Genomic DNA, 25,220 nt, shown 5'->3' on the forward strand with positions numbered 1-25,220 from the left:
TTAGGGGTGAAAGATGGATTTTGGACAAGCCAGAACACTTCGTGCCCCTCCTTTAAGAGATAAGGGACTAAGGCTTCATAAAATCTGGTTTTATACCTGTTTTCAATAAATAGTATCCGCATTCATCTTTTATTCAAACATATGAAAGTCCAGAGGCTCGCCCCTTTCCACGTCTTTTGTAAATTTTTTTCCCAGTATTTCCTCATAATATTTAGGATGCAAACCATATCCTGGCCTAACTGAACGTATAGTCTGCTCACTGACTAAGTCCCCGGCCTTTACATTAGCAATTACGAATAATGATCTGGAGAACTCACGACTAATTCTTTTCTTTTCGGTCATTTCATAATCCACTTTCCCAAGCATTTTTTCTGCTTTTCGAATGGCTTCAACCATCTTTTTAAATTCCCCTTCATCAAGTGAAAAATGTGCATCAGGGCCACCTACTGATTTGTCGAGCATAAAATGCTTTTCTATTACCTTAGCCCCTAAGGCAACGGCCACAACAGGTGCTTCAATGCCAAGGGTGTGATCAGAAAGGCCTGGCGTAACGTTAAATCGATCTGCAATGTCCGGAATTGTGAGAAGGTTAGTATCAGCAGGGTCGGCCGGGTAAGCCGAAGTACATTTAAGAATTGTAATGTCCTCATTCCCCTCATCCTTACAGGTATTTACAGCCAACTCAATATCTTCAATTCCAGCAATCCCGGTAGAAATAATAATCGGCTTTTTCTTTGAGGCTATATATCTGATCAATGGAATATCAGTAATTTCAAAGGATGCTACTTTATAGATAGGGGTATTCAACTTTTCTAAAAAGTCAACGGCAGTTTTATCAAAAGGAGATGAAAAACAAATAAGTCCTTCTTTTCTGGCAACCTCAAAAAGCTCTTCGTGCCAATCCCAGGGGAGTGAAGCTTCTTTATATAAATCATAAAAATACTTTCCGTCCCAACTGGTGCCCTGATCAATTTTGAAATGCTGGTTTCTAACATCCAAAGTAATAGTGTCAGCCGTATATGTCTGTAATTTGATGGCATCTGCCCCAGCTCGTTTTGCAGCCTTGACAGTTTCTATCGCCGTCTTTAAACTGCCTCCATGATTTGCTGAAAGCTCCGCAATGATAAAAACAGATTGTTCTTTTTTTGAATGATTAAATATTCTCATCATTTATAGTTCAAGCTTAAATCTCATTACCTCATCTCCCTTATTTGTAGATCGAAAGCCCAATTTCTCAAATATTCTACGTGAAGCCTTGTTTTTTTCCATTACATCACCTGTCAGAAATTTTATATCATCTTCTTTAATGGCTATTTCAATTCCTGCCTTTAGTATTTCATAACCCAACCCTAAACCATGATATTCAGGGCTTAAGAGAAAGCTTATTAAAGCCTCTTTTTCATCGTTTATATCCAGTCTGAATGATCCAACTGCCAAATTATTATACTCTGCAATATAGAACCTGCAGCCATCGTCATGTAATTTACCACTAAACCAGGTCAAGTGGTTTTCACGAGTAATAGGATTCTGATTAAACGAATACTTTCTAATCCTTTTATCACTTGCCCATTCAAAAGTGATTTCCTTGTCCCTTTCTTCTGCAGGTCTAAGTTTTATTGAACGATTAATTTTAGAGTGATAAATCACGTCTATGTATTTATTATCAAAGAAACAATGCTCTTTAAGTGTTGCTTCTCTTTTGAAATTACATTTTTCTAAAACGTCATATAATCTTGGTCTCAAATCATATGCATAAGTATATATCTTATGAAGTTCTAATTCGTTGAATGCTAACTGTTCTATAAGCCCCAAAAAGATACTCCAATGAATTTCAAAGTAATCTTCTTCAAGGTCGGTATTTATCAGAAAAGAGATTTCCGCATTTTTATCAACCCAATTGATATGTACCAGCCCTCCATAACCAATACACTGATCCCCTTCCAAATAAGAAAATAACAATTGTTCTGGTTGTGGGTCAGAAAAAAGCTTGCTTACTTTATCTCTGAAATAAGCATCCTGATCCGCAGGTGTCAGAGGACTAGCCTGTCTGAGATGGTATAACTGCTCGTTCCTCCATTTCATAATGGAGTATCTATCCTCATTTCGGATCGGGATAATGGCATATTGACCGTCCCTAATGAATTGCTTTTTTAAGGCTCTATACTCCACTTCCGACTAATTTAGTCGTTTAAATCCTCCGTGACAAATTGGATTTTTCAAAACCTCATCTAAGGAAATATCATGTCGCTCCAATTTAGCTATGGTATTAAAAAGCCCGTCTAATTCGGAGAGATAATCCTCCAGGATCTGATCAGTATGCGCAGTACTCAAGTACACACAATTTGAAGCAAGGAATCCCTTTTTCAGCATCTCCTGCGTAATAAGCGTTTTATAGGCCAGGGCGTTTTCGCTTTGAAAACTAAATACGGATAGGGCAGGCAATCCGGTGACGTTAATATCAAGTCCATGTGTGCTCGCAAGCCGCTTCCAGGACTGCTGCAAAAATTTTCCTTTTTGTGTGATGATCTCCCATGATCTTTGTCGCTCCATAACCTCCAAGGTTTTGAGTGCTGCTGTGGGGCCTATTCGTTCAGTCCAAAATGTACTGCTTATAAAGGTCTTTTGTGCACTTTCCATAATGGCCCTTTTCCCGATCACTGCGGTTAAAGCGTATCCATTTCCCAGGGCCTTACCAAACATAGCCATATCAGGTTCCACCTCATATATCTTGTGAATTCCTCCGAAACTTTGACGGAATCCAGAAGTGCATTCATCAAAAATCAGAATTATACCTTTCTCAGTGGCCAAATCACGAACTTTTTGCAGAAAATTGTTTTCAGGTCCATAATTTCTTGACACTTCCATCTTAATAACGCCAATATCCTGTTCCTGAACAATTTTTAAGAGTGTATCAAAGTCATTGTAGGAGAAGGGGACAGTGGATCCCTCAAGCCCTTTGGGAACTCCAGCCGGCTCCAATCCGGGCAGAAGATGGTTCCCTAAACCGTCTCCTGTGCCCAAATTTGTAGCGAGATACCAATCATGCCAACCATGATAACCGCATATAGCTACTTTTTCTTTACCCGAAGCAGCACGCGCTATTCTAATTGCAATTGCGTTAGCTTCCCCTCCACTTCTGGCAAATCTGGCCATATCGGCCCAAGGATGTAATTCGATTAGCCTTTCGGCTAACCAAACCTCTTCAGGACAGTTGAAAGTAGACATGTTGCTCTTTGATATAGCATTGTGTACTGCTTCATCAATCTCCTCATGTGCATATCCCAATATATTTGTTCCGATACCCATAATTGATACGTCCTTGTATCGGTTTCCATCCAGGTCCCATACCTCGCAACCCTTGGCACGATCATAATAACTGGGCCATGCCTCAGGCAAAAACATTTCCGGACGCTTTGAAAGAAGCATTGTACCTCCGGGGATTAGGTTTTTCGCTTTTCTATATAATTCTTGACCCTTACCCATCATTTTTATCCTTTTTTAGTGATTTAATATATCCTTCGTTTCGGAAAATATTTGTATTGAGTTTTCTAATCTCCGAAGAAAGATAAAACTCTGCATATTCCTGCCAGGTAGCTTCTAAACCGAGCGCATTAGAAAGTGCTTTTATAACTTTAAGGTCCGAAGGTTCGTCAACCGTTAGCCTCACGTGGTTATAGCTTATTGGGGTTAAGAAAGCATCAGCAATAAACGAACTGCCTCCAAAATAATTGGAGTTCTTATACAAGTATGGAGTTACGTGTTCCCTTTCTGAGGGTAGTTTGGCTTCCTTCCAAGCGCGCTCCAGGGCTTCAAACTTAAATACCTCCACATCCTGACCATCCGGAAAAACCTCTTTAAGAGTGTTAGAGCAATAATCGAGATTTTGTTCGATTGCAAATTGTATAACCTCATCGATCAAATTGGGATCTATTAGTGGGCAGTCTGAAGTTAATCGGACAACGTAGTCCGGGCGTTCATTTTTAACAGCTTGATAAAATCTGTCAAGGACATTTTCCAGACTTCCCTGATGGCACTCAACCCCATAAATATCAGCAACTTTCAAAATTCGCTCTACCCCTTGTTCATGAGTAGTTGCCACAATTAATTTGGAAAGCCGTTTTGATTTTAATATTCGTTGCAGGTGAATTCCCAATAAAGTATGTCCCTTTATCCTTTTCAGGATTTTTTCAGGAAACCTTGAGCTTCCAATTCGCGCTTGAGTGACTGCAATTATCTTCATTTCCAATTAGTAGGGTTTAATAAATGAGTAGCTTTTACGTCAAATGCATGGATTCGTTCCATTACCTGGTTTGGAATTACTGTATTTAGATCACGGATGTTCTGTTCTATTTGCTGTGCACTGTCCACTCCGATAACTATATAATCCACATATGGCATGGACAAAATATATTTTAAAGAAAGCTCCCCAATACTATATCCAAACTCCTTGGAAATACGGTGCAATTCCATAAGATCAGTCCGCAATGGAGCCAAGACTTTGGGCAATTCATTTACATTCTTGAAAAACAGTCCTTGCAAAAATGCTGACCGAACATGAATTTCTATACCTCTATCATGAGCTCTTTTCATTTGAGGGCCTTTTCGTTTATGATTGTCAAAAACGTTAAAAGGGAGTTGTATTAAATCAAAATCATAACCATCCAGAACTTCTTGTAATTGTTCATTGGAATATACGGAGATACCGATTTTCTTAATTAGCCCTTTTTCTTTTAATTCCCTGAGTTCATCATAGCTATTTGGAAATTCCTTAAGCATTTCAAATCGGTGGTACATATATGCATGGAGGTTACTCGTGCTGAGCATTGCCAAAGTATCCTTTACTCTTTGTTCTAGGGAGATACTTTGCTTATAGATCAACTCGTTAAATTTAGAGATAACCTGAAATTTTCGGTTTGGAAAAGCCCTGTGATAATCGCCAATAAGTTCAAGTGAATTGCCATATGCCTCTGCAGAATCCAAAAGGCCAATCCCGAGAGAATGAGAAGTATTTAAGATTTCAAATACCCTTTCCTTCGTGGGCCTACCTTCTTTGTTATTTATACCGTAGTTCAATCCAAACTGGACAGTGCCTAATACAACTTGGGGGGTCTCTCGGTTATTCATTGAGAAGAATCATTCTTATGGCATCACAATGCTTTTTATTGTAAATACCCTTATTCGGAATTCTTTTATAAGTCTGGAAACCAAGGTTTTGGTAAAGATATAGTGCGCTTTCGTTCACCTCAATAACCCCTAACGTAATTGACTTTAGGTTTAATTCCTGAAAACAGAACTTTATTACTCTTTGACTTGCCTCACGGGCAAACCCTTTACCCCAGGCACTGCGATCCCCAATTATAATACCATATTCTCCAGTTCTTTTCTCCATATCTAGCGGATCAATTTTAATATTTCCAATATGGATATTGTTCTCTTTAAGGTGGATTCCCCAAAATAAAGTCTCCTTTTTTAGGTGTTCTTGAACGTATTCCTTTAGCATTGTAAATGTATAATTCCCGCCGCTTTCCAAATATTTATAAACCTCGGTGTCATTGAGCCAACTTAAATATTTCTCCGTTATATGTTTCTCGGAAATTGGCCGAAGGACCAACCTTTCAGTTATCAGTTCCTTTGGCATGCTTGAGAATTTTTCCAATTACGTACTCTTGGTCCTCGTCAGATAATGTAGGGTACATCGGTAGGCTTATGCAATGTCTATAGTAGTTCTCCGAATATGGCAAATCTCCTTCTTTCCATCCAAATGCCCGGTAATAGGGCATCAAATGGCAGGGAATATAATGGATCTGAGCAAAAACCCCCTGTTCCCTTAAATACTCGTACAGCCCGAGCCGATCATGCACTTCTATTACGTATAAATGGTAAGCATGCCCGTCCACAACTCCGGATTGCCCTTTAATAAAAGGAAGCCCCTCAAATGCTGTGAAGTATTTTTTCGCAATATCCTTTCTTTTTTCCAGTCCCTGGGCCGCACGCTTAAGTTGTGAAAGCCCCAAGGCACATTGAAAATCCGTGATTCGGTAATTGAAACCCAATTGTTGCATCTCCATATACCAGGATGGATATTTATCTATTCCTCCAGCAAATTCAATTGAATTGACATACCGATTTTCATCTTTCAGGATACCATGCGTCCTCAGCTGCATCAAATTTTCATAAAGCTCAGGGTTATTCGTGGTAATCATCCCTCCCTCCCCTGAAGCAATGTGTTTTACGGGGTGGAATGAAAAAATGGCAAGGTCGGCAAACGCTCCGTTCCCACAATTCTGTGGCATCCCTTTGGAGTCCATAAAATAGCCTCCCGGTGCATGACAGGAGTCTTCGATGATCCATAATCCATGGGCATCCGCCAGTTCCCTGAAAGCTTCCATATTAACGGCACGGCCTGCAAAATCTACTGGGACAATCCCTTTATAGGTGCCTTTAGGCGCCTTTTTCAAAAGGTCTTCCACTGAGTTGATATCCAGCAAATAAGTGTCAGGTTCAATATCCGCAAAAACAACTTCCCCCCCACAATAGCGGATGCAGTTGGCAGAGGCCGCAAAAGTTATGGGGCTTGTAATTACCTTATCCCCGGGTTGTACACCAAGTGCTAGTGCGCATAGGTGAAGGGCTGCTGTCCCATTGGATACGGCTATGGCATAGTCGGCTCCCACATAAGCGGCGAACGCTTTTTCAAATTCGGCTATTTTAGGACCCTGAGTCAGGTAATCTTCGGTAAGTGCTTTGGATACTGCTTCAATATCCTCTTCTGTGATGTGCTGCCGACCGTAAGGGATTACTTTTGTCTTCATGAGAATGCGAATGAGGCGTCTACATGTTCTTTTATAAGACTGCGTAAGGTCTCTACCGTTTCCCATTCATCATTATCCCCTGAATTATAACTAAAACCGGCAGGGACCTTTTTGGCGTTAAAAGTCTTCTTAAATTCATCAAGGCTCCATTTATGGGTGGCAGGTAAGATAGCAAAGTAGGTGCCCAAATCATAAGTATAAAATGAATCAGAAGGGGTGATCATTTCCTCGTGAATTTTCTCTCCAGGCCGGATTCCTACCACCGGTTTATCCCGATCCGGTCCGATGGCTTCAGCTACATCCAAAATTTTGTAAGAAGGGAGTTTGGGTACAAACAATTCCCCTCCCCATGCATGTTTCAGGGCGTGCATTACCATATCTACCCCTCCCTGCAGGGAAATATTAAATCGGGTCATGTTCTCATCTGTAATAGGAAGGTCCTGACCTGCCTTTTTCCGCTTGATAAAAAAGGGTATTACCGAACCATTGGAGCCCATTACATTGCCGTATCGAACTACCGAGAACCGGATTGGGTTATCCCCTTTGATGTTATTGGCCGCAATAAAAAGTTTGTCTGAGGTCAGTTTAGTTGCCCCATAAAGATTAATCGGTGCACAGGCCTTGTCAGTTGAGAGGGCCACCACCCGCTCCACATTGGTCTCGAAGCAGGCATCCACAACATTTTGGGCTCCCCCTATATTTGTTTTAATACACTCTTCCGGATTGTACTCTGCCAAGTGGACGTGTTTCATGGCTGCCGCATGGATAACATAATCAACACCTTTAAAAGCGCGCACCAATCTGGGTTTGTCCCTTACATCTCCAATAAAAAAACGGATTTGCGGATAGGATTCTACAGGATATTCCTGGGCCATCTGAAACTGCTTTTGTTCATCTCTGGAAAAAATAATAAGCCTTCGAATATCAGAGTGTTCGCGCAAAATATGGCTGGTTAAGGCCTTCCCCAGGGACCCTGTGCCTCCGGTTATGAGTAGTGATTTTCCTTTAAATTCCATTTACCCCTTTTTTAAAATACTATTAGCAGGTCTCCGCGCAAAAGTACGATAATTCTTAACCTTTTCAAGGGTTGCCTGATCTGTCAAATGTTCTGCTTCCAATATGCTGGAAGCGAATTCATACCAACTCATAGCCTCGCCATCCGTGAAATGATGAATCCCGTAATCCGCATTCTTTGAGAGTATCAGCTCAATGATATACCTGGAGAGATTCTGAGTATCTGTCGGACATCCTGTTTGTTGATCGGTAATTTGCAAATGTTCCCCTCTCCGTGCTTTTTCCAGGACCGTTTTGTAAAAATTCCGTCCATATTTTTTAGAATACAACCAGGAAGTCCGGATAATAAAATATCGGTCTAAAATATCCTGGATTGCCTGTTCTCCTGCCAGTTTTGATTTCCCGTATTCATTTATGGGATTGGGGGTATCCGAAGGGAGATAGCCCTCCTTTTTTTCACCGTCAAAAACGTAATCCGTGGAAATGTGGATCAGGGTGGTGCCATTTTCTTTACAAGCTTCGGCCAGGTTTTTTACCCCTTTGGAATTTATTTTAAAGGCCTGTTCAGGGTCTTTTTCTGCTGCTTCCACATCGGTAAAGGCAGCACAGTTGATACAGTAATCAGGAGTTACATCCCCAAAGTTTTCTTGAATGCTCTCAGGTAGCGTAATATCGAGTTCTTCACGCGTGCAAAAACGGGCCCTAATCTGTGGGATTCCTGCTAGGGCTTCCTTTAAACTGAGTCCCAACTGCCCTCCAGCCCCTGTTACCAGCACTTGAATCATCCTCTTATGTCTTTAAAAAGAGGTAATTCCCGGTCTTTATCTGATAAAATGAGTTTGTCTTCCGATTTACCCCAGTCTATTGAAAGCTCAGGGTCGTTATAAATAATCCCCCCTTCCGAACCGGGGTGATAATAGGCATCGCATTTATAAGAAAACAGGGTGCCCTCTTCCAGACTCAAAAAGCCATGGGCCATCCCTTTAGGGATAAATACCATTTTATGGTCTCTCTCACTCAATTCGGTGCTGTAATGCCGGCCATAGGTAGGGCTTTCAGGTCGCAGATCAACCACCACGTCCAGTACGGCCCCGCGCAGTACCTGCACAAGTTTGGCCTGAGCGTGCTCTCCTTGCTGAAAGTGCAGCCCTCTTAAAACATTTTTGGCAGATGACGACAGATTGTCCTGTACAAAATGGACTCTTTGACCCAGACATTTCTCCAATTCAGCCGCATTGTATTTTTCCATAAAATACCCTCTTGAGTCTTTGATAATCCTGGGATACACTAAAAAACAACCAGGAATTGGAGTGGATTCTATTTTCAAATTGATTTGTTTAAGACTTCGAAATTAAACTCAATAAATAATCTCCATATCCGCTATTGCGCAATGGGAGCGCCAGGGATTCCAATTGGGCGGCGTCAATAAAGCCCATTTGATAGGCCACTTCTTCAATAGCCCCTATTTTTAAGCCCTGCCGGTTTTCAATAACTTCAACGAATTGTGAAGCCTGCATCAGGGACTGGAAGGTTCCGGTATCCAGCCAGGCCGTTCCGCGATCCAGAATGCTGACCTTGAGTTTTCCCATGGACAAATAGGCCTTGTTGACATCCGTTATTTCCAATTCCCCCCTATGGCTGGGCTTGATTCGGGCAGCAATGTCTACCACCTCATTATCGTAAAAATAGATACCGGGAATAGCGTAATTGGATTTAGGCTTATCCGGTTTTTCTTCGATAGTCTCAACATTTCCCTGCTTATCGAAAGTGACTACCCCATATCGCCTTGGGTTTTGAACGTGATAACCGTATATAATCCCGCCATCGGGGTCGCTATTCTGCTGGAGTTGCTCGGATAAACCAGTCCCGTAAAATATATTATCCCCCAGGATCAAAGCAACCTTCTCAGAGCCGATAAACGCTTTTCCAATAAGAAAGGCTTCGGCAATCCCTCCAGGGTGCTCCTGTACGGCATATTGAAACGCACATCCCAGCTGTGAACCATCCCCCAATAGCTTTTGAAAGAGGTGCAGGTCCGATGGGGTGGTTATGATCAGTATTTCCCGTATCCCGGCACTCATCAGTGTTGCCAGGGGGTAGTAGATCATGGGCTTGTCGTAAATAGGCATCAGTTGCTTGCTGATCGCAAGGGTCAGTGGGTATAAGCGCGTTCCGGTACCTCCGGCCAGAATAATTCCCTTCATTAGTTTACAAGCTTGTATTTATTAAGATACCATTCTACTGTTTTATTCAAGCCATCCTCGAAGGAGGTTTCAGGAGTCCAACCCAACTCCTTTTCCAGCTTTGCTGCATTTACTGCATAGCGCTGGTCATGACCGGGACGGTCTGAAACAAACTTTATAAGGTCCCCGTATGGTTTACCTGAGCTGGGGTGTGCCTTATCCAGAATACTGCAAATTTTCCGGGCTATTTCCAGGTTTGAACATTCATTCCCGCCACCAATAACGTACTGGCTGCCGGCCCTGGCCTTTTCGAAAATACTTTGTAAGGCCACACAATGATCCTTTACAAATAACCAGTCCCGAACATTGGAACCATCCCCATAAATAGGGATTGATTCATTGGCAAGGGCTTTACGAATGATCGTGGGAATCAGTTTTTCAAAATGTTGGCGGGGCCCGTAATTATTGGAACAGTTAGTAATTACAGTATCCAGCCCATAGGTTTTGTGGTAACTGCGCACCAAATGATCTGCAGCAGCCTTGGAAGCGCTGTATGGACTATTTGGGGCATAAGCCGTTTCTTCAGTAAAGAAACCATCTGATACAGAGCCGTACACCTCGTCAGTTGATATGTGCAAAAAGCGTCCCGTTCCTGAAACCGCCCAATGTGTTCGGGCGACTTCCAGTAAATTAAAAGTGCCCTCGATATTGGTCCGGATAAAGTTGTCCGGAGCTGCAATACTATTATCTACATGGGATTCAGCTGCAAAATGGATAATGCCCTCTATTGGATAGTTTTTAAACAAATCCAACAGTGATTGCCGGTCACAGATGTCTCCCTTTACAAAAGTGTAATTGGGTAAATCGCTTACTTCCTCCAGGTTTTTCAAGTCCCCGGCATAGGTAAGCTTATCCAGGTTGATAATGTGATACTGATTGGTATTTTTTAATAACTGCAAAATGAAATTGCTCCCGATAAAGCCTGCGCCACCGGTAATCAAAATAGTTTTATGCAGTTTTTGGCTCATTCCACTTGCATCTCTTTAGACTTCCGGTTCAGGTATTTTAAAAGTGTGATCAGCAAAAAGAAGCCTATAAAAATTAGTGGGAAGAGCACTATGTTTTTTTGGAATAAAGGCTTCATCACCCTGTACGGCTTCCCAAAATTCACAATGGTTATGGCTTCTTGTTTTTGTTTGAGTTCCAGTTTCTTCCTTTCGGTATCCTTAATCAGTTCATTTTTCAGGTCGAATAATGACGGAATATTAAGAGGTTCCTCGTTTTCCAGTACCAGGCGCCCCTCGGTACTCCTCTCCTCCATCATCATCTTCTGGGTATAATTGTTTATCAGGAGGTCTATTTGCTTTATAAGGGAATCGTTCTGCCGGATCCGCTGTTTGGCATTTTCGGTATTAAGGTTTATCAATTCCTTATAATAATCATTGGAATTGATATAGGCCATAATTTTACGGGCCTCTTCCAGAACGGTGCCGGATTCCTTAAAGGTAAAGCTGATCCGCTGATCCAGTGACCCCTTATCCATCAGCTGGGCTCTCACTATATCTTCCATGGCATCGCTGTTTTCAAATTTCTGCAGCAATTCGAGGAACTCCAGTTCTTCTTCAAAGTTTTCGGACTGATCTTCAACTATCGGCGTGATCTGAATATCGAAACCTTTAAGCTTATCAATATCTATAGACAGCTGTCTGAAAAAAGCGGTGTCCTTCGCTTTCGCATTGGCCTGTATTTCTTCGATAACATCGTGAAGGTATTCCTTACTGTCGAGGTTGGGGGTCACTATAACATCAATTTGCTGTTCCACCCCAACCAATTTATTTAAACCAAAGCCCAGGATTGCTCCTGCTACAGCCAGGCCGCCCAGCCAGAAGACATTTTTCTTTACATAAACAAAGATTTTCAGGAAACCGCGAAACAAACGGTTTAACCCATTACCGATCATTTTAAAGAGTTGCCCCAGATCGATCTCGTCGCTGTTGACTGGTTTTTTGGATTGGTCTTCACTCATGGTTTCAGGAGTTAAAAATTTGTTTTAATATTTTATCTGTGATCAAATAGGTTGGCTTAACGCCGGTAGTCCCTAAGCCCCCGGATGCCAGGGTATGGCCTGTTTTTAATGGATTATCAGAGGCGTAATAGGCATAACGCACCTTTACATCCTCCTTGATGCTCTTTCGGATTTTAGAAGCAGATTGAATCGCTTTCTGGTAATGCACCCCTTCCATTTCCAGGCCGATAACATTCCAGGTAGATTGGTGGAAAAAGTTCAGTATATCCTTATTTTGAAGGGAGGTACCTAAAACGGTAACCATAGTGCCTTCGCATACCTGCAGCCCATGGCCTTCAAAATCTGCTTTGCACAATTCATTACTGAAGGGGTAATTATCAGCAGTGCCCTCAAAAATATGGGCAGAAGGAATCATCAGGTCTCCTTTGTCTCCTTCCAGGATTCCGGCCTTTCCCATTATGGAAATAGATTCCACGTCCAGAAATTCCAACGCGCCATTCCCCTTGTACGGCTTTAATAATTCATCTATACTTTCAAAAGCCTGCTCTCCAAACGCATAATCCATCACCAGGATTACCGGCTTCCTGGAATCTTCGATCTCCGGAAGGTCATAACCACAAACATCGTCCGTTAAACGAGCCATATCGAAGATCTGAACATCAATATTGGTGCCCGAGACATCCGGAATACTGATCATCCCATTTTTACGCGCAGTAGCGAGAACCTTTTCCCGCAGGGCCTCGTTGGAGGAAGAACTGAGCGCTTCAAATATCTCAAGGGAGCCGTTTTTAGGAAATTCCTTCTTTAGAGCTTTCCGCGCGAAAAGTGAATTGACCACCGAATGCATATTGGAGCTGATAATATGAAGGGGGCGGCCCAGCAGCTTGTTGCGGTGAAGCTCTTCTTTAATGGTATTCGCCCAGCGTTCTCCATGAATATGGTGGCCCAGGCGTTCTCTTAAAAGCGCACTGAAGGTAATAGTGCGTTTCTCACCGGTAGTTTCTTCTTCAATGGCGAGTTTTCCGAGCCAGTAAATGATCTTTAGAAATCGCTCCGGATCTTTTTTGGTTCCAATCTGTTTGTATACAGCACTGACCTCCGTAAAAGACCTTCCCAATATATTGGCCGTATGGATCAGGGCCACTTCCCTGTCCGCCATCGTGAGCTTTTTCTTGGAAACGGCTGCTTCAAGTTTATTCCAATCCCGGATGGTTTTATTGGTGTCCTCTATAAGCACCCTTTTACCGATCTTATTGGATTCTATAAACAAAAAGGTAAGATGGGTGAGGATGTCATAGATATCAGATCTCCCCCGGGTGATCTCGATATTCATTTGCTCTTCGTCAATCCTGTAGCAATTCCGCCGTCTTTTGGGGGGAACAATCGCCTTAAAATGGGATTTTCCATAGCCTTCATCCGAAGTAAGGTTTATATACCGGCATTGTTCAATTCCTTCAGGCAATCGCTCCAGGACATAAATTAAACCCTCCAGTTCTGCCTTATTTTCGGCTATGGACCCGTAAATTTCAGGTCTCAGCTGCAGCAGTGCATTTCTAAGGGTTTCCCCGGATACCCCCATAGGCTTGTAAAACCCCCTGTTGAAAAGATGGCGCATGGTGATGTACATGCGTTCAATGGCGTTAGTGGATTCCTGGGCACGGGTTGTTTCCATAGAAGATAATCTCAGGCAAAAATACGTTTTATTTCCGTTGCGAAAAGCGGAGTGCCCCGTAAATCAGGATATCCTGAAGCCCGGGCACCACTGCATTTACTTTCGGAATGCAATTAGCCCCTCTGCCAGTTTTCGGTCATTGGACAGGCGTTGAATTTTGTTTTGACCCCCGAGTTTTCCAATTGATTTCATATAATTCTGAAACCCGCCTGTTTGGATTTTAGTGATTTTAAGAGGTTGTAACACCTTACCTTCTATCAGATCAAAATAATAACTGTTCTGCTCTTGCATTTCTGCATCCAGTATTTTAATAAAGCCTGCAAGGTCTTCCGGTTCTTTCTGAAATTCGACCAACCATTCGTGATAGGGGAGCTCTCCTTCTTTCGGACTAATTTGAGGGGCAACAGTAAATTCAGTTACTTCCGCCTTTGATGACGAAAGAGCAGCTTCCATAGCATACTCCACTTCCTTGGCGATTACGTGTTCTCCAAAGGCAGATATAAAGTGTTTGATCCTGCCGGAGACCACTACCCTATATGGATTTAAGGAAATAAACTGAACGGTATCTCCTAGATTATACCCCCATAATCCCGCATTTGTAGACAGTATCATTGCATAATTGACCCCGAGCTCCACTTCCCCTATGGTATGGCGCCTCGGGTTTTGCTCAAAAAATTCATCGGCCTTAATGAATTCATAGAATATTCCTGCATCCAGGAGTAGCAACAGGCCTCTTTTATTCAATTGATCCTGATAGGCAAAAAAACCTTCACTGGCCGGAAAAAGTTCTATACTGTCAATTTTCCGTCCCATAAGGTTTTCAAAACGATTGCGGTAGGGTTCAAAATTGACTCCTCCATAGATGAATAGCTGGAAATTGGGGAAAAGAGCACCAATGGCCTTCCCGGATCGCTCTTTCAATCGTTCAAAATACATCTGTACCCAGGAGGGTATCCCGGCTATAACCGTCATATTTTCCTTGAGCGTCTCCTCAACGATCTTCTCTACCTTGGTTTCCCAGTCTTCAATACAGTTGGTTTCCCAGCTGGGCAGCCTGTTTCGCTGCAGATAGCCCGGAACGTAATGGGCTGAGATCCCGGATAGCCTGCCAACCTTAATTCCATTCTTTTCAGAAAGCACAGGGCTTCCCTGTAAAAAGATCATTTTGCCGTCTACAAATGAAGCATTTCCGCTTTTGTGGATATAATTCAGGATGGCATTGCGGGAGGCTTTTACCTGCTCTTTGATCATTTCCTCTGTAATGGGGATATACTTGGCGCCCGATGTTGTGCCGGAGGTCTTGGCAAAATAGAGCGGTTTGCCGGGCCACAGCACATTCTCCTGGCCCTGGAGTATTTTCTCCACATAAGGTTTCAGGTCTTCATAATCCCGAACAGGTATTCTGCGGGCAAAGTCTGAATGGGTATGGATTTCATCAAAATGATGGTCTTTCCCGAATTGGGTATTCCTTCCCTTTCTCAGAAGGCTCTTAAAGACTTTTTCCTGGGATGCAACCGGGCGGTTGCGCCATTTATTTGTTTTCCAATCTACAATGGCTGCAAATATGCGGGCAGCAAGCGCCTTTAAAGACATAGGTTTTAATTAAAATCTACGTAATTCAATGGGTTTACAGGGCTGCCATTCTTCCATAACTCAAAATGCAGGTGCGGACCAGTGGTAAGTTCCCCCGTATTGCCGACCGTGGCAATTACCTCCCCTGTGTGTACAATGTCACCCTGTTCTTTGGTCAGGGATCCGTTGTGCTTGTAGACCGACAAAAGGCCGTCTTTGTGTTCGATTATAATTACATAGCCAGTGGCAGCGCTCCATTCGGAAAAAATAACCCTTCCATTGGCTACCGCTTTAACCGGGGAATCCGTTGCCGCAACAATATCCACAGCATAATGCTTTTCGTCAGGATTAAAGCCCTGGGAAAGGTTACCGATCAAGGGAGCATATAAGAGAATACTACCATCGAATGCCGTGCGCTCGAAGAGGTTGTATTTATCTTCAAGTGCCACCTGGGCACGAAGTGCACTGTCTTCCCGTATGGGATTCAGATCTATCTGGGAAGGGTCCAGTTTAAAAGGCTCGAAAACAGAATCTCTGTTCATCTTGTTGTTTTCAATGTCCCCGCTTAACACTTTTCTGATATTATCAATATACCGATTAGTATAATTCAATACTGTAACCAGGGAATCTGTTTTATAGGTCAGTTCCGTAGCCTGCCGTTTCAGGGCTGTGGAGGAATAGCCCGGGATATACTCCCGTAAAGGAGTAAAGGCAATCAGCAGGGTCGTAAATGCTATCAGGCCAATAGCTGCCAGTGTTCCGGTCACAAATACATTTAACCTGCTGAGTTTAAAGGAGATTTTTTCCTCAAAAGTGCTTTCATTCAGAATTACCAAACGGTACTTATGCAGTAATTTTCTCTTTATTTCCTTTCTGCGCTTCGTTTTCTTAGCCATAGTCCCTACCTTTTAGCTTAAGTCCGTTCCGGTTCACCAGTCGTTTATCCCAGGAAAAAGCGCTCCTGGTTACATGCTGAAAATTGCATTATTCAACGGAATGAACTTCTTTGGTCTAATTTACATCTTATGAGACAATAAAAATGATTCTATTCTGTTTTTTACTACCTTTACAAACCATTTAAGTTATGTTGGTATGAATGCACAAATGATTTTCCTAGCAATCGGGCCCTGGCAAATAGCCATTATCGTAATGGTGGTTTTACTGCTCTTCGGAGGGAAAAAGATTCCTGAATTGATGCGTGGGCTTGGTAGTGGCATTAAAGAATTCAAAGATGCCTCTAAAGAAGATGAAAAACTTGACGAAAAGAAGGAATAACACCTTTTTGGATTAACAAGATAAGGGCACCTGGATAAGGTGCTTTTTTTATACCTATTAGTATTTTTTATTCTCGGACAACCCTTTTTGATTGATTCCCCTTAAGTGGTAATGTACTCATAACCACAGTCAAAAGGATTTCACGACAGTTTTCCCCTCTTTCACAACAAAAACTTAGCCAAACAGGTTCAAACGACTATTTTCGACGTTATATAAAAATTCAGTGGGGTGATTCCCATTGAACATGTCGCAATTACCGACCTAGATGCCTAATAAAATAAAATTCATTCTGCCCGCAGTTTACCTGCTGCTTATCCAACTGGTTTTTCCGCAAGCTGCCCTGCAGCAGGCGGGAGAGCAGCCTAATGGCCAAAAGGCAGAAGTTTCATCAAATATCTCAAATCAAGAGGCCCTGAATGCCCGGGACGCTGCTGCCTTTATGAATGAGGCCAAACAAAATGAGATTGCCGTCAGAAGCTTCAAACGGCTGAAATCGCTCGACAAAGGGTATTATGTGGTTGTGGGAGTCTTTAAAGAAAGTAAGAATATCGATAGACTTATCCGCCAACTCAATAGAAAAGGCCTTGAGGGCGGTAGTTTTGTAAACCCTGAAAATAATTTGAATTACGTATATGCGGCCCGGTTTGACGAGGCCTCCACAGCCCTTTCCCAAAGTAAATCCGGATTGGAAGGCCGCTATCAGGATGCCCTATGGATTCTTGTTGTTGAAAATGACCCTATTCGCACTGTCCCGGTTACAGAAAATGTAGCTGAGGAGGTTACAGAACCCTCCCAGCCGATTGAGCCGGAAACCGTCGAAGAACCAAAAGAGCCAATACATTCAGATCCTCCGTTTCAAAAGGCCACTGCGAGTGCTGATAAATTACTGCGCAGAGCCAATGACTACTTCGATAAAATGTGGTATGCCGAAGCTGCAGACCTCTATGAGACGGCCCTTAGCCGAAACCCGGGACAAAAATCACCCGAAGCCATTCGAAGAGTTGCCGATGCGCACTATTTCAATACCAATATGAGCCGGGCCTACTACTGGTACAACCAGCTTTACGATCAGCAAAAAGACGATATGGCCGCCGACGATCTGTTTAAATATGCGCATTCACTTAAAGGAATCGGAAAATACTCCAGGGCCAAAAGGCTACTGCGCCTTTATTCGAAAAAACAACAAAACACGAAGAGCGCGTTATCCAACCGCCTCGAAATGGCACAAAAAGAAGCCGTACTGGATAATATCCTAAGCGCTGAAGAAGGCTTTACTATAAGAAACATGGCCATCAATACCCGTTATTCGGAATTTGCTCCCATGTTCCACCAGGATAACGAACTGGTTTTTGCCTCTTCCATGGATTCGGCCTTTTTTAATACCAGAAGGTATAAATGGAACAACCAACCATACCTCGACCTCTACGTTGCCCGTATGAATTCGGAATCGGACGAACTCAGGGATGCCGTAAAGTTTTCTAAAAAAATTAATACCAAATATCACGAAGCGGGGGTCACTTTTTCCCCGGATAACCAAACCATGTATTTCACCCGGAATAACTATGGAAAGAAACTGCGCCGGGATAAAAAAGGTGTGAATCACTTAAAAATATACCGTTCGGTAAAAGTTGACGGGGAGTGGACAGAAGCCACCGAAGTCTCTTTTAACGGCGAGGACTATTCTACCGGACATCCGGCTCTCAGTCCTGATGGCAAACAACTCTATTTTGTCTCGGATATGCCCGGAAGCCTGGGGGAGACCGATATTTTCGTTGTGGACGTCCTGGAAGATGGTAATTTCTCAGAGCCCAGAAACCTCGGGCCTGAAATCAATACGGAGCGAAAGGAAATGTTCCCGTTTATCAACAACAAAAAACTTTATTTTTCCTCTAATGGCCATGTTGGTCTGGGGGGCCTGGACATCTATGAGGTCGCTTTTGAGGCAGAAGAAGGTTTCCTGGAAGTCAGAAACCTGGGAAAACCCATCAACAGCAATAAGGATGATTTCTCCTATATCGTAAATGAAGAAACGCAAAAAGGATACTTTGCTTCCAACCGACGCGGGGGCAAAGGAGACGATGATATTTACTCCTTCCAGCGGTTACTGCCTGAAGAGGCAAATGAAAATGCTATTGCCGGAATTGTTACGGACCTGATCAGCGGAGAAGTAATGCCGGATGCCCTGGTGGAACTGCTTGATGAAAATAATATCAAACTGAAAGAAGTTATTGCAGATGAAGGGGGAAGCTTTGTTTTCGAAGACCTGGAAGGTAACACCAAGTATAACCTGAAAGTAGGATCTTCGGATTATTTTGATGCGATCACCCCGGTTGAAACCAGGGATAACGAACTCGTTTATACAGACGTGCGCATGCGCAAACTACAGGAGCTTATTACAATAGAGGATGGGGTACGCAAGTTGAAAACGGAAATGATCTATTTCGATTTTGATAAATTCAATATCCGCCAGGATGCGGCCACCGAACTGGACAAACTGGTATCTACCATGAAGGAATACCCGGATATGGTGATCAAAATTGAATCACATACAGATTCACGGGGTCCACGCGCCTACAACAAATATCTTTCGGATAAGCGTGCCAAGTCTACCCGGGACTACCTGATCAAAAACGGAATCGACCCGAACCGTATAGCCAGTGCCATCGGTTATGGGGAAGAACGTCTCCTGAACGGTTGTGACGGCAGCATTCGCTGTACTTCTGCGCAACATCAGCAGAACCGTAGGTCAGAGTTTATTATTGTAAAAATGTAATCCCCCCCTTTTAGCCTCTTAATAGCTTTGTAGAAGGCGTTTTAAGGTCCTTTGCTGTTTCAGACAACAATTCTACTGTAGTTCACAACATATACAGGGTAGCGGTATACGGAAGCACTACGAACTGCTGTTTATACGGTATACTTTAATTCCTTTTTATGAAATCACTTCTACTCTTCCGACAATTATACGATGAGGCCTTCAAGGCAATTGGCTCTTTTATCCTGCGTAATGCATATAAGGCCTTTTTCTGGTTCTGCTTCTTTTGCTATGCGATCGTGCTTTATGCTTTCATCTATCGGATTGCCACCGGATTTGCCTTCGATTAGGCCTGTGAAAAACTAACAGGTACGCTTTTGACCCAAGTCATTCATCCTGTTTTTCGTCCTTTCATGGATATTCTAATAACCCCTCAGGGCTTATAGCTAATTTTTCAGTGTTTTAACCGATTAATGCAACATTCCCTATGTTCTCAAGCATCTTTGTAGCGGACATTATAAAGAACTTGAAAGCTTATGGAAAAACTATTACTCGTAAAAGAAATCTACGTGGAAGCCTTTAAAAACTGGACAAACTTATTTCTGCAGAAGTATTTCAAAGCCTTTTCCTGGTTTTGTTTTGCCCTGTGGCTGTTAACGATGTACGCCTTTATTTTCAGGGTTTCTACAGGCTTTGCCTTTGATTAAGCAATATTATACCAAACAACCAATACAAAAGACCCCCCGTTGATCGGGGGTTTTTTTATGGCCGGAATTGCCGGTTACTTGAACTTAACGGTTTTCAGGATGGCTTCCAGCTCAAACATATAATCACGCTTATTGGTGGAAGGTGCAAAGGTGAATCCCTCGAGAACCAATCTGCGATTGTTTACGCTGTCATTGATGATATAGGTAAGAAAGGGGCCGGCCATAGGGTAGTTTACCACCTCCCAGATCCCTCGTACCTCCACGCCCTTTTTCCCTCCGATTTCGGCCGGAAACACATAAGGGGCAAATGCCTTTTCTGTTCCCATATACGTAATTCGGTCTGGAATATCAGGCCCGGGGATATACTTCTTGCCGATTGAATCGCGCATGCTTACGATATCACGGATAAAAGTTGAATCGGATTGAAAACTGTCTGCAGGCATTTCATAGGCGATAATATTCATGCTGCCCTTCTGTATTTCGCGATCGATCCACACAAAATTTTCTTCCTGCTTGCCAACCATATACAGGGAGGGGAGTCTCAGGGAAATCCCGAATTTTTCTTCCAATACAGTTTCCTTACTCAGCGAACGAAAAAATCGTTGCTGGGCCTCCTCGAGCTCCATCTCGCGAATGGCAGCTATAACCTGATGGGCATAGGTGTCAATAGTACTGATCAGGGCTGAATCTGATGGGGCCTTTATGACGCCTACCTTTTGTGGGGCGGCATATAAATCCGTCTGTACCTGCGCTCCGGATAAGCTGTCCCTGTTAATATATAAAACCGCCCGTCGGTGCCGGGTTGTACCTGTAAATACACTGGGGGGCATTTGTTCCAGGTTAAACAAGGGTTCATCCCAGGTGAGCCCCAGTACAGGGGCTGCGAAATGTTCCCGGACCTTATCTCCAACAGCCCCTTCCCACAGGTCGTTATCCATTACAACGGCCAGGGTATTGATTGCCCCCAGAGATGCCGGTTTATACTTCTTTTTAGGTCCTTCTTTACAGGAAACACAAATCAGCAAAGCCAACAACACAATTCTCACTACTTTCATGCTAATATTTTTACGATGAACAATTACATAACTTCAAACGGGTGCCCGGTTGCAGGTTGTTGCCGCGTATCCCGTTCCATTCTCTTAAATTCTCTACAGACACGCCGGGATATTTCTGTGAAATAGTCCAGAGGGAATCCCCTTTCTCCACAACATGAACCTTAGGGCCATCAGGAGTACCTGAGGATGTGGCGGCGGCTTTTTGGGCCTCAGATTGCACACTTGTAACCGGCTTTCTGGGATAAATGGTCAGGCGTTGTCCAATTCTGAGGTCATTGCTTCGCAATCCATTCCACCTTTTGATCTGACTAACCCCCACGCCGTAGCGTTCAGCTATTTTTCCGAGGTAATCCCCACTCCGGACCCGATACCGTATGCGATCATCTGCCTGGACCAACTGGGGCAGGGGGGATTCTCTTTTAGCCAGGTCATCCTTTACCTGCGCATAAATAGCGGTTTCATTGTTTACAAATAACCCAAGGTTTTTCTTGGGCAGTCTGAGGTAGTAGTCCTTTCCTGAAATTTCCGGAATAATGTTCAGTTTATAGGCAGGATTCAGAACTTTAAGCTCTTGCATGCTCACCCCGCTGTACTTTGAAATTTGTTCAAACGTTATGGTGGATTTGACTTTAACCGTATCTGTTTCGAAATAGGGGCGATCCGCTTTGGTATATTCCAGCCCGTGCTCTTTTGCAAACTCAAAAATGTACATGGTGGCAAAAAATGCCGGCACATAACCTGCCGTTTCTCTCGGCAGGTTTCGGCGGATATTCCAGTAGTTCTGATACCCTCCTGACCTTCTGATGGCTTTGTTCACATTTCCAGGACCCGAGTTGTATGCGGCAAGGGCCAGGTCCCAATCTCCGAATATTTCATATAATTTGGAGAGGTATTTACAGGCTGCCTCTGTTGCCTTTATCGGATCACTCCTTTCATCCACATAGCTGCTCACATCCAGGCCGTACATTTTTCCGGTTCCATACATAAACTGCCAGAGCCCGGTGGCACCCACCCGCGATTTAGCACGTGGGTTAAGGGCAGATTCCACTATGGCGAGGTATTTTAATTCCAGCGGCAGGTCGTATTTGTCTAGAGCTTCCTCAAAAAGCGGGAAATAGAACTGACTGGCGGTTAGCATGCGCTGCATTAGGTCCCTTTTCTGGATCAGGAAAGAGTTGATCACGCCCTCAATGGATGGGTTGTATTCAATATTAAAAGGGGTTTTATTATTCAAAAGCGCCAGGCGGGCCTTGAGGGTTTCGGTATCTACCAGCTGTTTTAATCCAGGTATTGTATCGCTTCCAGCCTGCTGAACCCCTGCAAACATTTCCGGAAAGCCCTGCCCGGAAGCAAATAATTCCTCCAGCCACAGGCTGTCGTATCGTGAAGCTGCCTCCAAATCCCTCAGCACCAAAGAATCCCGGGTTTCCAATTCAATTACGGGGGCATCCACAATCAGTTTCTGGTTGCCTTTTGACAATAGCGAATCCTTTTCAGAACCGTCAGATTTACCAGCTCGGACGTCCTGTCCTGAAAGCGTTCCTGCCAGGCACAGTAAACTCAAAAAACACAGAATTCTCATAGGGTCTTGGAATGTAAAGAGTACCGCAATCTAAAATCGGTCATTTTTGGTAAAGAATAAAATTTAGACTCTTAAAGTGCTCTTAAGCCTTAGGGAAAGCCTCCTTTGACTTAGTCTTCCAAAATGGCCGCTATCCCGGGAAGGACTTTCCCCTCCAGACTTTCCAGCATGGCGCCGCCCCCTGTGGAAACATAGCTTACCAGGGATTCAAAACCAAACTGCTTTACTGCAGCTACCGAATCACCTCCCCCAACAAGGGAAAATGCCCCTTTATCTGTGGCTTCCGCAATGTAATTCCCAACTGCAATAGTCCCTTTGGAAAATTGCTCCATTTCAAACACCCCAACCGGGCCATTCCAAAGAATCGTCTTTGATTCCAGGATTACTTTCTTAAAAATTTCCAGGGTTTCCGGACCCGCATCCAGCCCTTGCCAGCCAGCTTCTATTTGGTCTACGGGCATCACTTTGGTTTGGGCGTCATTGCTAAAAGCGTCTGCGGCAATAACATCTACGGGCAAATGTACCCTTACATTTTTCGCTTTGGCTTTTTCGAGAATAGAGAGGGCAAGTTCCGTTTTATCGGGCTCACAGATGGAATCTCCCACCTTACCTCCACGGGCTTTTACAAAAGTGTAGGTCATACCGCCGCCGATGATCAGATGGTCAATTTTATCCAGGATGTTTTCAATTATGGTAATTTTACTCGAGACCTTTGCCCCGCCCAGAATGGCGGTTACTGGTTTTTTCCCCGTCTTCATAACCGTTTCGATAGCCTTGATTTCTTTAGCAAGCAGGTACCCAAAGCATTTTTGATCCCCAAAAAAGGAAGCTGCCACTGTTGTGGATGCATGCGCCCTGTGTGCCGTACCAAAGGCATCGTTCACGTAGATATCTCCCCATTGGGCCAGTTGCTTTGCAAAATCCGGATCTCCCGCTTCTTCTTCCTCATAGAAACGCAGGTTTTCGAGCAGTAATATTTCTCCATCTTCCAATTGAGAGACGGCTTCTTCAACTTCTTTACCAATACAATCAGAAACAAACTTAACTTCAACTCCGATGATATCCGATACAGCATCACAAATATGAGAGAGGGAAAGCTCCGGGCTGGGTTGTCCTTTAGGGCGACCCAGATGACTCATCAGAATGGCACTGCCTCCATCTTCGAGCACCTTAATAATTGTGGGCTTTGCAGCTTCTATCCGATTGGTGTCGGTCACCTCGAAGTCTTCATTTAGGGGTACATTGAAATCTACCCGGATCAGGGCTTTCTTCCCTTCAAAATTAAAATCGTCTATCGTCTTCATGAATTATCTGTTTTATTGAGGAGTACGAAAATAACCAATAATGCCCGTGTATCGGTGCCTTGCATTATAAATTTTTAATCCGGCTATGGCAAAAATAGTATCTTTGAACCAATGCGTTTTTCGGATATTTTAGGGCTTCAGCATCTGAAGCAGCACCTCACCACTTCAGCTGATAACGGCAGGGTTCCTCATGCCCAATTATTCGTGGGCCCTGAAGGATGTGGTACGCTTCCTATAGCCATTGCGTATGCGCAATATTTGCTTTGTGCCAATCGAAATGGAGAAAATACGGGAGGACAGCCAGGCTGTAATGCCAAATGTGACAAGCTGATGCATCCTGATCTGCATTTTGCCTACCCTGTGGCCAACTCCGGCACCGTTAAAAGCCATGCAGTAAGCGACCACTACATAAAGCAATGGCGGGAGTTTATAGATCAACAGCCATACGGAAACCTCTTTGACTGGTACCAGAGCATTGGAGTAGAGAAAAAACAAGGTCAGATTGGAGTGGACGAAGCACATGACATTGTAAAAAAACTCAGTCTGAAACCTTACGAAGGCGGGTATAAAATCATGATTATCTGGATGGCAGAAATGATGAACAATGCCGCCGCCAACAAGCTGCTTAAACTAATTGAGGAGCCTCCGGAAAATACGGTGCTTCTTATGGTAGCAGAAGACGAGGAGCAATTGTTGCAAACCATTAGCAGCCGTTGCCAGGTACTGCATTTCCCGCCCCTGCCAGAACAGGTTATTGCAGAAGGGCTCATCAAAAAAGGGTCATCCCGGGACGAGGCCACACAGGTTGCCCATGAGGCGAATGGCAATTTTAACAAGGCGCTTGATTTACTACTAAACGATTCTGAAGACCTTGTTTTTGAGAAATGGTTTATTCAGTGGACCCGCACCGCTTTTAAGGCCAAAGGTAACAAGGCCGCGGTACACGAACTGATCCTGTGGAGTGAGGAAATCGCGAAAACGGGCAGGGAAACTCAGAAAAAATTCCTGTCGTATTGCCTTACGCTGATTCGTCAGGCGCTTTTGCTGAATTACCGTGTAAATGAATTGGTATACATCAACATCCACCAGGAAGATTTTAACCTCCAGAAATTTGCCCCTTTTGTGCATGAGAATAATGTACAACCCATGGTGCGTGAGCTGGAATCTGCCATCTACCACATCAGCCGAAACGGCAATGCCAAAATCGTTTTTACCGATCTTTCTATAAAGTTAACCAGGCTTTTACATATGAAGGCCGCCTGAGCA

At 43.5% G+C, this 25,220-nt stretch carries 24 protein-coding genes; 5 read left to right on the forward strand and 19 right to left on the reverse strand.

The window, feature by feature from the left end:
- Positions 1 to 129: 129 nt before the first annotated feature.
- The 16 genes from pseI to ACT6NV_RS06055 all read right to left on the reverse strand — a co-directional run bounded on the left by pseI (position 130) and on the right by ACT6NV_RS06055 (position 16,175).
- Complete coding sequence (pseI, locus tag ACT6NV_RS05980) at positions 130 to 1,170, reverse strand: pseudaminic acid synthase (RefSeq protein ID WP_445386346.1); 1,041 nt, start codon at positions 1,168 to 1,170, stop codon at positions 130 to 132.
- Positions 1,171 to 2,169, reverse strand: coding sequence for a GNAT family N-acetyltransferase (locus tag ACT6NV_RS05985; protein WP_445386347.1), 999 nt, complete (start codon positions 2,167 to 2,169; stop codon positions 1,171 to 1,173).
- 6 nt (positions 2,170 to 2,175) lie between these two features.
- Positions 2,176 to 3,486, reverse strand: coding sequence for an aminotransferase class III-fold pyridoxal phosphate-dependent enzyme (locus tag ACT6NV_RS05990; RefSeq protein ID WP_445386348.1), 1,311 nt, complete (start codon positions 3,484 to 3,486; stop codon positions 2,176 to 2,178).
- The gene (locus ACT6NV_RS05995) at positions 3,476 to 4,240 is read right to left on the reverse strand and encodes a cytidylyltransferase domain-containing protein (RefSeq protein WP_445386674.1); all 765 of its coding nucleotides are present in this window, start codon (positions 4,238 to 4,240) and stop codon (positions 3,476 to 3,478) included. Before ACT6NV_RS05995 ends, ACT6NV_RS05990 begins: the two co-directional genes overlap by 11 nt.
- The gene (locus tag ACT6NV_RS06000) at positions 4,237 to 5,124 is read right to left on the reverse strand and encodes an aldo/keto reductase (protein WP_445386349.1); all 888 of its coding nucleotides are present in this window, start codon (positions 5,122 to 5,124) and stop codon (positions 4,237 to 4,239) included. Before ACT6NV_RS06000 ends, ACT6NV_RS05995 begins: the two co-directional genes overlap by 4 nt.
- Entirely contained in the window at positions 5,117 to 5,638 is a 522-nt protein-coding gene (locus ACT6NV_RS06005; RefSeq protein ID WP_445386350.1) for a GNAT family N-acetyltransferase, read from the reverse strand. The genes ACT6NV_RS06000 and ACT6NV_RS06005 overlap by 8 nt, the downstream gene beginning before the upstream one ends.
- Positions 5,616 to 6,812, reverse strand: a complete 1,197-nt coding sequence (pseC, locus tag ACT6NV_RS06010) for a UDP-4-amino-4,6-dideoxy-N-acetyl-beta-L-altrosamine transaminase (RefSeq protein ID WP_445386351.1) — start codon at positions 6,810 to 6,812, stop codon at positions 5,616 to 5,618. Before pseC ends, ACT6NV_RS06005 begins: the two co-directional genes overlap by 23 nt.
- A complete protein-coding gene (pseB, locus tag ACT6NV_RS06015; protein ID WP_445386352.1) occupies positions 6,809 to 7,828 on the reverse strand; it encodes a UDP-N-acetylglucosamine 4,6-dehydratase (inverting) in 1,020 nt (339 codons plus the stop codon). The genes pseC and pseB overlap by 4 nt, the downstream gene beginning before the upstream one ends.
- Positions 7,829 to 8,611: a dTDP-4-dehydrorhamnose reductase gene (rfbD, locus tag ACT6NV_RS06020; RefSeq protein ID WP_445386353.1), complete on the reverse strand. Its 783-nt coding sequence runs from the start codon at positions 8,609 to 8,611 to the stop codon at positions 7,829 to 7,831.
- The gene (gene rfbC, locus ACT6NV_RS06025; RefSeq protein WP_445386675.1) at positions 8,608 to 9,114 is read right to left on the reverse strand and encodes a dTDP-4-dehydrorhamnose 3,5-epimerase; all 507 of its coding nucleotides are present in this window, start codon (positions 9,112 to 9,114) and stop codon (positions 8,608 to 8,610) included. Before rfbC ends, rfbD begins: the two co-directional genes overlap by 4 nt.
- Before the next feature lie 49 nt (positions 9,115 to 9,163).
- Complete coding sequence (rfbA, locus tag ACT6NV_RS06030; protein WP_445386354.1) at positions 9,164 to 10,030, reverse strand: glucose-1-phosphate thymidylyltransferase RfbA; 867 nt, start codon at positions 10,028 to 10,030, stop codon at positions 9,164 to 9,166.
- Positions 10,030 to 11,037 carry a dTDP-glucose 4,6-dehydratase gene (rfbB, locus tag ACT6NV_RS06035; RefSeq protein WP_445386355.1) on the reverse strand — a complete coding sequence of 336 codons (1,008 nt, stop codon included), beginning with the start codon at positions 11,035 to 11,037 and terminating at the stop codon, positions 10,030 to 10,032. Before rfbB ends, rfbA begins: the two co-directional genes overlap by 1 nt.
- Positions 11,034 to 12,035 (reverse strand): hypothetical protein, encoded by a 1,002-nt coding sequence (locus tag ACT6NV_RS06040; RefSeq protein ID WP_445386356.1) that lies wholly within the window; start codon positions 12,033 to 12,035, stop codon positions 11,034 to 11,036. Before ACT6NV_RS06040 ends, rfbB begins: the two co-directional genes overlap by 4 nt.
- Before the next feature lie 4 nt (positions 12,036 to 12,039).
- Positions 12,040 to 13,707, reverse strand: coding sequence for a DUF6909 family protein (locus ACT6NV_RS06045; protein WP_445386357.1), 1,668 nt, complete (start codon positions 13,705 to 13,707; stop codon positions 12,040 to 12,042).
- A 96-nt stretch (positions 13,708 to 13,803) separates the two neighbouring features.
- On the reverse strand, positions 13,804 to 15,300 hold the full coding sequence (locus ACT6NV_RS06050) for a GH3 auxin-responsive promoter family protein (protein ID WP_445386358.1): 1,497 nt from the start codon (positions 15,298 to 15,300) through the stop codon (positions 13,804 to 13,806).
- A gap of 5 nt (positions 15,301 to 15,305) precedes the next feature.
- Positions 15,306 to 16,175 carry a M23 family metallopeptidase gene (locus ACT6NV_RS06055; protein ID WP_445386359.1) on the reverse strand — a complete coding sequence of 290 codons (870 nt, stop codon included), beginning with the start codon at positions 16,173 to 16,175 and terminating at the stop codon, positions 15,306 to 15,308.
- A gap of 196 nt (positions 16,176 to 16,371) precedes the next feature.
- On the opposite strand from ACT6NV_RS06055, the gene ACT6NV_RS06060 reads away from it, so the two are divergent.
- The 4 genes from ACT6NV_RS06060 to ACT6NV_RS06075 all read left to right on the forward strand — a co-directional run bounded on the left by ACT6NV_RS06060 (position 16,372) and on the right by ACT6NV_RS06075 (position 20,013).
- On the forward strand, positions 16,372 to 16,554 hold the full coding sequence (locus tag ACT6NV_RS06060; protein WP_445383564.1) for a twin-arginine translocase TatA/TatE family subunit: 183 nt from the start codon (positions 16,372 to 16,374) through the stop codon (positions 16,552 to 16,554).
- Between the two features lie 265 nt (positions 16,555 to 16,819).
- Positions 16,820 to 19,327, forward strand: coding sequence for an OmpA family protein (locus ACT6NV_RS06065; RefSeq protein ID WP_445386360.1), 2,508 nt, complete (start codon positions 16,820 to 16,822; stop codon positions 19,325 to 19,327).
- 158 nt (positions 19,328 to 19,485) lie between these two features.
- Positions 19,486 to 19,656, forward strand: a complete 171-nt coding sequence (locus tag ACT6NV_RS06070) for a DUF6747 family protein (protein ID WP_445386361.1) — start codon at positions 19,486 to 19,488, stop codon at positions 19,654 to 19,656.
- Positions 19,657 to 19,842: 186 nt separating this feature from the next.
- Positions 19,843 to 20,013 carry a DUF6747 family protein gene (locus ACT6NV_RS06075; RefSeq protein WP_445383567.1) on the forward strand — a complete coding sequence of 57 codons (171 nt, stop codon included), beginning with the start codon at positions 19,843 to 19,845 and terminating at the stop codon, positions 20,011 to 20,013.
- A gap of 74 nt (positions 20,014 to 20,087) precedes the next feature.
- Here the strand turns inward: ACT6NV_RS06075 and ACT6NV_RS06080 are convergent, their stop codons facing one another.
- From ACT6NV_RS06080 to ACT6NV_RS06090, 3 genes are all read right to left on the reverse strand, one after another.
- A complete protein-coding gene (locus ACT6NV_RS06080; RefSeq protein WP_445386362.1) occupies positions 20,088 to 21,068 on the reverse strand; it encodes a DUF4837 family protein in 981 nt (326 codons plus the stop codon).
- A 10-nt stretch (positions 21,069 to 21,078) separates the two neighbouring features.
- Positions 21,079 to 22,650: a LysM peptidoglycan-binding domain-containing protein gene (locus ACT6NV_RS06085; RefSeq protein ID WP_445386363.1), complete on the reverse strand. Its 1,572-nt coding sequence runs from the start codon at positions 22,648 to 22,650 to the stop codon at positions 21,079 to 21,081.
- A gap of 110 nt (positions 22,651 to 22,760) precedes the next feature.
- Positions 22,761 to 23,954: a phosphoglycerate kinase gene (locus ACT6NV_RS06090; protein ID WP_445386364.1), complete on the reverse strand. Its 1,194-nt coding sequence runs from the start codon at positions 23,952 to 23,954 to the stop codon at positions 22,761 to 22,763.
- A gap of 111 nt (positions 23,955 to 24,065) precedes the next feature.
- Between ACT6NV_RS06090 and ACT6NV_RS06095 the strand changes: the two genes are divergently transcribed.
- Complete coding sequence (locus ACT6NV_RS06095; RefSeq protein ID WP_445386365.1) at positions 24,066 to 25,217, forward strand: DNA polymerase III subunit; 1,152 nt, start codon at positions 24,066 to 24,068, stop codon at positions 25,215 to 25,217.
- Positions 25,218 to 25,220: the final 3 nt, after the last annotated feature.

It is taken from the genome of Robiginitalea insularis (assembly GCF_052497835.1).